This window comes from Pedobacter sp. 01T416_2 (assembly GCF_056398925.1).
On record NZ_JBFTQI010000113.1, the window covers coordinates 1 to 10,527 of the forward strand.

The following is a 10,527-nucleotide window of genomic DNA, read 5'->3' on the forward strand; positions in this document are numbered from 1 at the left end:
TTAAAAATATAGTTACATTTTTTATCTTAGTTTAAGAACAATTTAAAACAAAGCCATTTACTTTGAAAACGCTCAATTACAAACTTCCTGAAAGATTAGAAAAAACACTCACAAGTGATGATTATTATGAAGACGGGGGAATGGTTATTTCTCAGCTGAATTATCAGGATAAAGATCTTAATATAATTTTTAACCTCTATCCTAGTTCTGACAGACAAGCAAAGCAGACATGGGAATTAAAAATTATAAATATAGCATTCGAAAATTTTTCAAGAGCATGGACATCTCATTTCTCATTCTATTCTGACCATTTTTTACTTTATGAATTAACAGATGCTAAAGGAGACCTTTATTATAATGGAAAAGCAAAAAACTCAGAAAAACTGTTCATAGACCTATATAAAACCCATTTAAAAAACTATTACGGCGATTTTCCTTTTGCCTATGGCATAAATGCCGCTATGGATATTTTTAAATTGTGTAAGGATGGTTCAGGGATGTTTGCTCGTGGTCCAAAACAGGTTTTAGAGAAATATCAGATATGCCTGGCCAAGCACAACATTCAATCAAATTTTGTAGGAAGCTCACCTAAACCTGAAAATAAACTAAAACTCTTAATCTTTGGTGAAAGTTATTTTATTGGGGAAGAGTTTTTATTTACAGAAGTATAAAATAATTGGTTCTATCAATATCGCTGTAAGTTTTAAGTAAGGTTTTTAGAATAGCAATATTTTTTTTGGAGCGCAATGCCATTTGCTATTTTTAATTTAGTCTTGCTCTCTACTTTATCACGATAGAAACCTGTGAAACAAGCAGGCACACAATAAAACAATAAAGAATAGTGCTAAATCGGGATGCCCGTTCCGATCAGGGCTAGAAACTTAGGCCTGTAGCACGGAAAACCGATATAGTAGCAGAAAAATGACCAAACTAAACCTGACCGAACGGTCCCGGTTTTTCATCGGGAAGGTAGAGCAGGAAGAAATTAACCGATGGAATACTGCAATTGCTTTCCAAAAAAAATAAACGACTATAACACACATTGTTTTATATTCAGGTTTATTGCGGCATTACAGATATTTTTATTGAATCGGATGACGAACTTTTCTATTCAAAAACATTGTCTAATAAAATTTTAGTTATAAATTTATTTTTAAGAACTTTCCTGGTCAGAAAATCTAAATTTGACCAGGATATTCGACATTAACGCTCACACAAATGAAAAGTAACCCTAAAATCAAACTTCAATTATCTACCTTTCTCTTTCTTTCCATCTTTATATATGCCTGTTCGCCAAAACTGTATCTGGATGAAACCAAACGTTATCAGGCAGGGACATTAACTGATGCCCAGATGGATTCGTTGTATACTTTCTTGAAACAAAACGAAAGGCTTAAGCTAAAAGATACCATTATCATCAAATACGATTTCAATAAAGACGACTGTTGGAAAGACCTTAACTATCAGAACGCAGAATTCCTGAACAATGTAAGATGGGCCTTTCAAAAAAACATTCTTGAAAAAGCCGAAGCCAGACCAAAAGTTGCCATTTACCAATATCGTGAGGATGGAAAAAGTTTCAGTCCGATTAAATCAAAAGGTTTAGAAATAGAAACCGATTCGGGTTTTCTTAGAAAATTATTATTTAAAGAGGCTACTTCCTGTGGCACCTCGGCAATTATCCTTCCCAACGGTAAATTTTTACTGGTAAAATCAGACCCGCAATTCTCTGCGCTGATATTAAACGCAAAAGACATCGAGAAAAAATTACAGGATAATCTGGTTAAATAAGACCAGAAACTATCCAGGTTTGAGTTAGAAACGATTTAACAAAATTTAACTAAAAAATTAGGTATAATACTGTAATTTAGTTTTAGTTAATCGCTTTCAAATTAACAACTGGAAATTTATGCTCAAATTCCTTTGCTCCACGCCCATAACCCTAAAAACGGATCATCTTTTCGGTGATCAGATTTTTGTTGCTCAATCAATATCTCAATTTTAAAAGATTATATAATAAAAGTACTTCCTTGTTAACACAGCATTGAACCAGGGAAAATAATATGCGCTCTCCAGGAAGGTACTCCAGGGTACTTTCCTTTTAATCTGAGTTCGATAATTAAATACTGATTTGATTATCTAAGCTCAGTTTTGGGTTAAGTCGGTCGTCACCCTGACCTGTAGCGCAGCGGAAAGCTACGCAGTAAATTTATTTCAGGGTCTTTCCTGCCAAAAAAGATGCTGAAACAAGTTCAGCATGACGATAAGATTAGAAATAAGCCTTGTCTGATAGTTATTTTTACAATTTAATAATCGAACTCAGGTTCATAGGTTGTTCTTTTGGCTGTTAGCCTCTTTTAACAGGTAAAAAACAGGAGACGAAATCAATAATAGTTTACAAAATAGCCACAGGTTAACAGAATATGCGCTAAATTTATCTGCCAATCTGTGGCTAAACCATCAATTATCATTCTATTGAAACAGAACCTTACTTTACTCTTGACTTTATTTTCCTTTACCGGTTTAGCGCAAACAATAAAAACCGATTCAACCAAAAAACTCGAAGAAGTTACCGTTAAAGGCTATTACAATTCACATTCATTATTAAGATCGGTATCAGCCGTAACTTTGATTGATAGCAATTTAATCGGAAATCAGCAGAGCAGTTCCTTAGTGAGTACTTTAAATACTATTCCTGGTGTAAGAATGGAAGAACGTTCGCCAGGTAGCTATCGTTTATCGCTTCGTGGCAGTTTACTCCGATCTCCTTTTGGCATTCGAAATATTAAAATTTACATTGATGATTTCCCGTTAACTGATGCAGGTGGAAATACCTACCTTAATGCCTTAGATGTTTCTGCGGTAGGGATGATGGAGATTTATAAGGGACCAGAAGCCAGTATTTTTGGTGCAAACACAGGTGGTGCTATTTTGATTAATCCCCCCGCCATAAACCACAATGAAATTAATATTTCAGCAATTGGAGGTTCTTATGGTCTTTTGCATCAAACGGCATCAATCAAACAACAATATAAAAAGTATAGTTTCAGTTTCAGCGAAGGATATCAGAGAAGCGATGGGTATCGACAAAACAGTGCAATGGGTAGAAAATATTTTCAAACGCTGCAGCAATGGAATTATAGCAACGCTGGCAGTTTAAAGGCTTTTGCTTTTTACAGCGATTTAAATTACGAAACACCAGGTGGATTAACGGCTACACAATTAGATCAAAACCCTAAACTGGCCCGTCCGGCAACATCAACACTACCTGGCGCCATTTCACAGCAAGCTGCCATTTACAATAAAACCATTTTCGGGGGAATATCCAATTCGTACCAGATCAATAAATACCTAAAGCATGTTATTGCTTTGTTTACCTCGTATACCGACTTCAAGAACCCGTTTATAACTAATTACGAACAGCGCTACGAAAGTACGCTTGGACTAAGAACATTTTTAGAATACGCTCAGGCAAAAGAAGACATTAAATTTAATGCTCAAATAGGATTAGAAAGTTCTGCTACCAAAAGTCAGATTAAAAACTTTAATAATAATAGTGGGGAAGCTAGCTCAATGCAAGCTTCAGACCGCTTAAAAGCCAGCCAGGATTTTGCTTACTTCAGATTAAACTTCGACATTAACAATAAATTTCTGATCGAACTTGCATCGAGTTTAAACTTTTTTAGCTACAACTATGAAAGTTACTTCCCTGTAACAATTGCAACAAAAGAGCGCAAGTTTAATACGCAATTTATGCCGAAGGCCACCTTATCTTACTTAATCGCAAATGACATCTCTGTCAGGGTCTCTGTAAGTAAAGGTTATTCAACGCCTACTATCGCAGAAGTGAGGTCGTCTGATAACAACATCAATAATGACCTGCAAGCAGAGTCAGGCTGGAACTATGAACTGGGCTTAAGGTATAAAACGGGTAATAACCGTTTTTACGCCAACGGAAATGTATTCCATTACGAGTTAAAAAATGCTATTGTAAGAAGGCTAAATCAAAACGACGCTGAATATTTCATAAATGCAGGCGGAACAAAACAAGAAGGAATTGAGCTGGAAACAGCCTTGTGGATTATCAAAAACAATACTTCATGGTTAACAGGATTACAACTAAGAAGCAATTATACCTGGAGCCGATTTAAATTTGAAGATTTTGTAAGCGGCACTAGCAATTATGCGGGTAACCAACTTACCGGAGTTCCAAAAAACATATGGGTTAATAGTCTCGAATTTAACTTTAAGAAAGAACTTTATTTCTTTGCTCAACACAACTACACCTCAGCCATTCCGCTAAATGATGCCAATACCACCTTCTCTAAAAGATACCATCTGCTTGAAGTAAAAGCAGGAATAAAAAACCTAAGGTTAAGCAGAACCCGTCTTGATTTATTTGCAGGCTTAAACAATCTACTAAACGTTGATTACAGCTTAGGCAATGATTTAAACGCCGCAAATGGGAGGTATTTTAACCCAGCCCCAGGAATTAATTTTTATACTGGCCTTTCTATTAAATTGTAATCTTTAAATCGCATCATATAAATCAAACATTTACATGATGCGATTATGCTACAGGCTAAAAAGCCTCCTGTTTTTCATTTTCTCTAATTATCACATCGCTAACGACTACGTCTACCCCATAACGCTTTTTCCCATCTTTACTGTCGTAACTATTTGCCTGTAACCTGCCCTCTACCCTTAAGCCTGTACCCTTTTTAACCTGAGCTTCGGCAATTTCGGCTTTTGCATTCCAGAAAGTTAAATTGAACCATTGTACTTTTTTTATGTCCTCTCCTGCAGCATTTCTATAGCTTTCGTTTATGGCCAGGTTAACTCTTGCTAATTTCTGATTTCCAAAAGTTTTAATCTCTGCATCTGCTCCTGCAAATCCGCTCAATACTACTTTGTTAATTGCACTTTCCATGATCTTTAAATTTTAAGTTTCTAAATGTTTAACGAACAGTCATCACCTCGATAACCGACAGGACAAAAGTGCCAAGATGATCAAAAATTAGTCGGTTCGTAAACATTTATAGTCGTTTATAAACGTTTATACACGGAAAACATGCATTTAAAGCTTCAATGAGGATGTTTTATATTTTTTTTATTCCACCATTTTATTTTATAAATTAGGTCATCATCCCATAATAAAAAAAAGAAATTATTATGGAACGTTTATGTTTAGACTGCGGAACCCTGATTAGAGGAAGGGCCGACAAAAAATACTGCGATGATTCTTGTCGTAACAATTACAACAATCGTTTAAAGATTGAGGATAATCTCGTGATTAAAAGGGTAAATAGCATACTAAGAAAGAATCGTGCTATCCTTGCTGCTCTTAATCCAAATGGCAAAACCAAGGTTACCGGTAAAAAGCTAATTTCGGCAGGCTTTAATTTTGAATACCATACTTATAGTTATGAAACCCAGAACAGCAACACATACATTTTCTGCTATGAATACGGTTATTTGGTTTTAGGTGATGACAGGTATCTGCTGGTAAAAAGGGAAGAAAAGCTTTGGTTGGCCTAGTTTAAAACGCTTTGATTTGCTAGTGTTATTTCCAGCATAAAAAGACGCATATAATCTCCCGCAAATTTCGCAGAAAGCGCTGATTTGTAATTTACTCAGCGTTAATCTGTGTGATCAGCGAGAAATTAATAACCATTATACAATTAACTTATCACTGGATTTAAACACCTAAAATTTGTAGCAGGCTAATCTTATGATTTTTTTATTCAGGAGGAGATAGTTAGTTTTATCAACTTATGATAAACTATAACAACAAGCTTTTTAAACCCACAAGCAATACAGAAAATGGAGAAACGTCAAACGAAACCATTTTTAGATATAAACAAACAGGAAATATCCTTACTGCTGAATATACAGGTGGAAAAATTATTTTTGGTCATTTGATTGGCTTAGTTGATGAAAACGGCAACATCGAAATGCGCTATCACCAGGTAAATAATCAAGGGGAACTCATGACCGGAATCTGCCATTCAAAGCCAGAACAATTAGCAAATGGCAAAATCAGACTTCATGAAACCTGGCAGTGGACATCGGGAGATAAATCAAAAGGACAATCAATTATCGAAGAACAATAAAGGTCTGGTTGATCAACAAGCTGAAACCGTTGCGGTAAATTAAATACAAGCCCCATTTTTGTCCAATTTCTTTCATCTCCAGTTTTATTAGCCAATATGCCTCCAAAAGAAAGTCCAATTAATCGAATACCGTTTATATTACGAACCGCATTCAATTTAGTTTACAGCCCGCTTAATTATCAAATAAATAACCTGCAAATAGAAGGTGAAAGTCGGGAATATGCAGCCTGTACTTTTGAATTAAACGGTCTAAAAATCAAGCACCGCCTTTCTAAAATTACCCCAACCAAGACTGGTCAATTTGTAACCATATGGAAGCGGAATGAAGCAGGAATTACTACTCCGTTTAATGATCAGGATGAATTTGACCTCCTAATAATATCTGCTAATAATGCTGACCTATGTGGCCAGTTCATTTTTCCAAAAGCCATATTGGTACAACATAAAATTATTACCAAAAATGGAATAGAAGGTAAAAGAGGGATTAGGATTTATCCTCCCTGGGATACAGTAACAAATAAACAGGCTGAGAAAACCCAACAGTGGCAAGCACCTTATTTTCTCCAGATTGACCTCAATGAAAATATCGATCTTGCAAGGGCAAAGAAATTAATTGGCAATGGAATTAAACAAACAGGATTTTAAAATCCCGGTCAAACTTAGCAAGTTTCGGGTAGTTTACCGTTTCTTTCCAAACTACTTTTGGATATAAATTATTCAAGACCATGAAAGCACAAGAAGAAATCAATTTCAACCGGATAGCCGAAGCCATAAGCTATATCAAGGCGAATTTTAAAACACAGCCTGGTTTAGAAGAAATTGCAGAGAAAGTAAATTTAAGCCCTTTTCATTTCCAAAGATTATTTAGCGAATGGGCCGGCACTACCCCTAAGCGTTTTTTGCAATACATTAGCATTGGTTATGCCAAAGAAATGTTGAAAGAAAACCAAAGTTTATTCGATACCGCATTAGAAACCGGCTTATCGGGAACCAGCAGGTTGCACGATCTTTTTGTAAACATTGAAGGGATGACACCGGGAGAATACAAAAACGGCGGCGAAAATCTCCACATCAATTATAGTTTTGCAGAAAGTCCGTTCGGTAATATCATTGTAGCCAGCACCTCAAAAGGAATTTGCCATATCGCTTTTTATGACGACGAAAATATTGCTTTGGCAAATTTGCAACGCCAATTCCCAGCAGCTCAATATCAGCAGATACTGGATAAAGAACAACAGAATGCATTATTTATTTTCAGTCACGATTGGAGCAAATTGCACCAGATTAAACTACATTTAAAAGGCACTGATTTCCAGTTAAAAGTTTGGGAAGCTTTGTTAAAAATCCCTATGGGTAAATTGGCCACTTATGGTAACATTGCCAAACAATTACAAAATCCTAATGCATCCAGAGCAGTGGGTACAGCGATTGGCGATAATCCGGTAGCCTTTCTCATTCCTTGTCACCGGGTAATACAATCAAGCGGTGCTTTGGGCGGTTACCATTGGGGAGTGAACAGAAAAACAGCCATGATTGGTTGGGAGGCCGCAAAAACTAATGTCTAACCCTGTATGATCAAACATGCAGATATTTCAACGGAAGAACTCAAAAAACATTTAAAAAACAAAGATATTTGCCTTGGCGGAAATGCCCGGTTGAAGATTTACGGATTACTTAAATGCAGATCGGGAAAGCGGATGAAGAAAGAAAACCGTGTATTTTTCCGTTCTGTAGATGAAGCGCTTCAACATGGTTACCGCCCTTGCGGGCATTGCTTAAACACAGCATATAAACAATGGATTTATTCAACACTACAATAGATGTTAACCAAAATCTGCTCCCATACGATGGAACAGTAAATTATTATGGAAAATTATTTCCGATACAAGAAGCTGATCATTATTTCGATGTGCTGATGAATACTATTGAATGGAAGAATGACGAAGCTTTTATTATGGGCAAACACATCATCACCAAAAGAAAAGTAGCCTGGTACGGAGATGAAGCCTATTCTTATACCTACTCCAATAAATCGAAAATGGCCTTACCATGGACAAAGGAGTTACTGGAGCTAAAAAAAATATCAGAGGAACAAACAGGTACCGCATTTAACTCTTGTTTACTTAATTTATACCACAACGGTGATGAAGGAATGGCTTATCATAGCGATGACGAGAAGGCCTTAGCTAAAGATTCTGCCATTGCATCATTAAGTTTCGGCGCTGAGCGAAGATTTCTTTTCAAACACAAAAAAACTAAAGAAACGGTAACCTTATTTTTAGAAAATGGAAGTTTATTGGTGATGAAAGATGAAACACAAACCAATTGGCTGCACCGCCTTCCACCAACCAAAAAAGTAAGTAAACCAAGGATAAACCTCACCTTTAGAACAATGGTGGTTTAGCTTAAATTGGACTTATTTAGGGGGAAAAATATTGTCATCCTGAAGGGTAATTTATTATATAAAAATCAATGTGAGTGACGTTTAATTAATTTCTTTTGCCCTAAGGCGCGGTCTTGCCTCGGCTCGCCGCCACCGAAAGGCTCTTTCTTTTTGGCATCAAAAAGAAACAAAAAATGCCGGCTGAAAATTTTTCTTTCGAAGCTAGGGCGTTGGCTTGAGGAGTGCGGCCCGAAAAATTTGTTAGGCCGGGTCTAAGTAGAACGGTGATACGGTGCTACGGCCTAGTTGGGCGGAAATACAAATCCKGCATAAATCGTTCATATTTATATTATTACCAAATAACATCAAAGGTAGCCTGCCGAAGGACAAATATTTTGTTTCGACTAAAAAAGCCCTTCGACAGGCTCAAATTAGCAGGATCCAATAGAAAGATCGTCATCTCGACCGAAGCACAGCGGAGTGGAGAGATCTTTGAGCTATGTTATTGAAATCGAAGTTAAAGATTTCTCCTCCGAAGGAGTTCCTTTGGAACACTACGGTTGAAATGACGATACTTCTAATCGACTCATCTCTTGTAATTTATATTGGTGTTGATACAATAAATTATCCCTCAAACTGACAACAATTCTAATTGAGTTAAAACATAGTATAGCCCCAACCAATAAAACTTCACAAAATCTTAGTGCTTAAACTCCTTAATATCTACAATGCGGTCATCATCAGCATTTTTCTTTAAGAAAGATGTTCCATTTGCATTCGCTACCCAGGTATAATCTCTTTGAATATTTCCAACAAGGGTTTCAGTTTCATTTATTAATGCTGCTGGCAATGGCAGGTTAAAAGTTTCGCCCGTTGCCGTATTTACCTGGTACAAAGAATTGGCGGTTAAAAAGGCTAGTGTGGTTTTATCACTAGAGTACATAAAAAATTTCCCCTGGATACGTTCGTCAGGATTTTGTCTCTTAATAGGATAAACCCTTGAATTTATAGTTGTGATAAAAAAATCGTTATTCACCAAAATATTACTACGTGTTAATTCTTCTAAACCGTTTGTATATTTTTTATCTTCAGCACCTTTTGATGGTTTATTCAAGCTCACCACTTCGGTTTTTCCATCATTAACAGAAATGATATAAAAAGGAGCCATTTTACCTGTTTCATTGGCTACCTGTACTAAAACAGCTGTTTTTTGTGTGTTGATGAATGATGCAACAATAAATTTCTGCGCAGCGGCATTTGGAGCATCGTCAACAATTATAGTGGTGTCTTTATATTGAATGGCAAAGCGATCGGCTGCTGCCATAGCACCAGAATCTGTTTTTACGATAGTAAGTACATTTTTCTTCGATTTCGGGAAAACATTAAAATCGTCACTGGCAGCAAACGATCTTGCCTTGTAGGCTTTTTCAGATTTACCGCAGCCAATTAAAACAACGGAAAGTAAGAGTGCATAAAGCGTAATTTTCATAGGTATTGTTATTTATTTTTTTGCTAATTTATAATCTTTATTGCGCTTATTTTATCAAAGTCACCAGAAAATTACCGCATCTGCTTAAAAAGTGCAACAGATCGTGTTTTATGTCTGTATTTCCCTGTCTATTAATTATAAAGACCACAACCTCTGGCATTTGCTTCTCCTTCAGATTCAAACGCCTTACTTTCTGTATTTAGATGGTAGAATTTGACTACTTCAGACTAAATTCCTTATTTTTGATTAACAGATAACCAATGGCAAACACATCGAATTTTCTCGCTAAAAATAAAAGCGTAATCTTATATGGGGTTTTCCTGGCTGCACTACTGTTTTTACTGAAATGGCTTGAACTTCGTTTCATTATCATCAACCATGCGTTCGAAATTTATGCTGGTTCGATAGCTGTTATTTTTACAGCTTTAGGCATTTGGCTTGCGCTTAAATTAACCAGGCCCAAAACCATACTGATCGAAAAAGAAGTTTTTACCGGGAAGCCTGAAGCATTTATCCTCAACGAAAAAGAACTGACCAAACTC

Annotated in this window: 11 protein-coding genes and 1 pseudogene; 10 read left to right on the forward strand and 2 right to left on the reverse strand. The window is 36.2% G+C overall.

The features are described 5' to 3' along the window. Positions 1-62: 62 nt before the first annotated feature. The 3 genes from AC1DPQ_RS07085 to AC1DPQ_RS07095 all read left to right on the forward strand — a co-directional run bounded on the left by AC1DPQ_RS07085 (position 63) and on the right by AC1DPQ_RS07095 (position 4,527). Positions 63-671, forward strand: a complete 609-nt coding sequence (locus AC1DPQ_RS07085; protein WP_477585559.1) for a hypothetical protein — start codon at positions 63-65, stop codon at positions 669-671. Between the two features lie 547 nt (positions 672-1,218). Next, positions 1,219-1,791 carry a hypothetical protein gene (locus AC1DPQ_RS07090; protein ID WP_477585557.1) on the forward strand — a complete coding sequence of 191 codons (573 nt, stop codon included), beginning with the start codon at positions 1,219-1,221 and terminating at the stop codon, positions 1,789-1,791. A gap of 684 nt (positions 1,792-2,475) precedes the next feature. Then, positions 2,476-4,527 carry a TonB-dependent receptor gene (locus AC1DPQ_RS07095; RefSeq protein WP_477608555.1) on the forward strand — a complete coding sequence of 684 codons (2,052 nt, stop codon included), beginning with the start codon at positions 2,476-2,478 and terminating at the stop codon, positions 4,525-4,527. Positions 4,528-4,582: 55 nt separating this feature from the next. On the opposite strand, the gene AC1DPQ_RS07100 is transcribed toward AC1DPQ_RS07095, so the two are convergent. Further along, positions 4,583-4,930, reverse strand: coding sequence for a single-stranded DNA-binding protein (locus AC1DPQ_RS07100; RefSeq protein WP_215132117.1), 348 nt, complete (start codon positions 4,928-4,930; stop codon positions 4,583-4,585). A gap of 242 nt (positions 4,931-5,172) precedes the next feature. Here AC1DPQ_RS07100 and AC1DPQ_RS07105 point away from each other — a divergent pair, with 242 nt between their 5' ends. The 6 genes from AC1DPQ_RS07105 (at position 5,173) to AC1DPQ_RS07130 (ending at position 8,517) form a co-directional block, all read left to right on the forward strand. After that, complete coding sequence (locus AC1DPQ_RS07105; protein ID WP_477583706.1) at positions 5,173-5,538, forward strand: hypothetical protein; 366 nt, start codon at positions 5,173-5,175, stop codon at positions 5,536-5,538. Between the two features lie 236 nt (positions 5,539-5,774). Then, a complete protein-coding gene (locus tag AC1DPQ_RS07110; RefSeq protein ID WP_029277439.1) occupies positions 5,775-6,113 on the forward strand; it encodes an avidin-fold protein in 339 nt (112 codons plus the stop codon). A gap of 96 nt (positions 6,114-6,209) precedes the next feature. Next, complete coding sequence (locus tag AC1DPQ_RS07115; RefSeq protein WP_477608556.1) at positions 6,210-6,758, forward strand: MepB family protein; 549 nt, start codon at positions 6,210-6,212, stop codon at positions 6,756-6,758. An 80-nt stretch (positions 6,759-6,838) separates the two neighbouring features. Next, entirely contained in the window at positions 6,839-7,678 is an 840-nt protein-coding gene (locus AC1DPQ_RS07120; protein ID WP_477608558.1) for a methylated-DNA--[protein]-cysteine S-methyltransferase, read from the forward strand. 6 nt (positions 7,679-7,684) lie between these two features. Continuing rightward, positions 7,685-7,933, forward strand: a complete 249-nt coding sequence (locus AC1DPQ_RS07125; protein WP_477583710.1) for an Ada metal-binding domain-containing protein — start codon at positions 7,685-7,687, stop codon at positions 7,931-7,933. Next, the gene (locus AC1DPQ_RS07130; RefSeq protein ID WP_477583712.1) at positions 7,909-8,517 is read left to right on the forward strand and encodes an alpha-ketoglutarate-dependent dioxygenase AlkB family protein; all 609 of its coding nucleotides are present in this window, start codon (positions 7,909-7,911) and stop codon (positions 8,515-8,517) included. The genes AC1DPQ_RS07125 and AC1DPQ_RS07130 overlap by 25 nt, the downstream gene beginning before the upstream one ends. 679 nt (positions 8,518-9,196) lie before the next feature. Here the strand turns inward: AC1DPQ_RS07130 and AC1DPQ_RS07135 are convergent. Next, positions 9,197-9,985: a hypothetical protein gene (locus AC1DPQ_RS07135; protein WP_477583713.1), complete on the reverse strand. Its 789-nt coding sequence runs from the start codon at positions 9,983-9,985 to the stop codon at positions 9,197-9,199. A gap of 260 nt (positions 9,986-10,245) precedes the next feature. Here AC1DPQ_RS07135 and AC1DPQ_RS07140 point away from each other — a divergent pair. Next, positions 10,246-10,527 (forward strand): annotated as a pseudogene (locus AC1DPQ_RS07140) (hypothetical protein); the annotation flags it as partial.

Excerpts from the sequence above, each read along its gene's own strand:
- AC1DPQ_RS07090 (WP_477585557.1), top strand. The coding sequence starts at position 1,219 with ATGAAAAGTAACCCTAAAATCAAACTTCAATTATCTACCTTTCTCTTT.
- AC1DPQ_RS07120 (WP_477608558.1), top strand. The coding sequence starts at position 6,839 with ATGAAAGCACAAGAAGAAATCAATTTCAACCGGATAGCCGAAGCCATA.
- AC1DPQ_RS07105 (WP_477583706.1), top strand. The coding sequence starts at position 5,173 with ATGGAACGTTTATGTTTAGACTGCGGAACCCTGATTAGAGGAAGGGCC.
- AC1DPQ_RS07115 (WP_477608556.1), top strand. The coding sequence starts at position 6,210 with ATGCCTCCAAAAGAAAGTCCAATTAATCGAATACCGTTTATATTACGA.
- AC1DPQ_RS07100 (WP_215132117.1), bottom strand. The coding sequence starts at position 4,930 with ATGGAAAGTGCAATTAACAAAGTAGTATTGAGCGGATTTGCAGGAGCA.
- AC1DPQ_RS07130 (WP_477583712.1), top strand. The coding sequence starts at position 7,909 with ATGGATTTATTCAACACTACAATAGATGTTAACCAAAATCTGCTCCCA.
- AC1DPQ_RS07135 (WP_477583713.1), bottom strand. The coding sequence starts at position 9,985 with ATGAAAATTACGCTTTATGCACTCTTACTTTCCGTTGTTTTAATTGGC.
- AC1DPQ_RS07125 (WP_477583710.1), top strand. The coding sequence starts at position 7,685 with ATGATCAAACATGCAGATATTTCAACGGAAGAACTCAAAAAACATTTA.
- AC1DPQ_RS07110 (WP_029277439.1), top strand. The coding sequence starts at position 5,775 with ATGATAAACTATAACAACAAGCTTTTTAAACCCACAAGCAATACAGAA.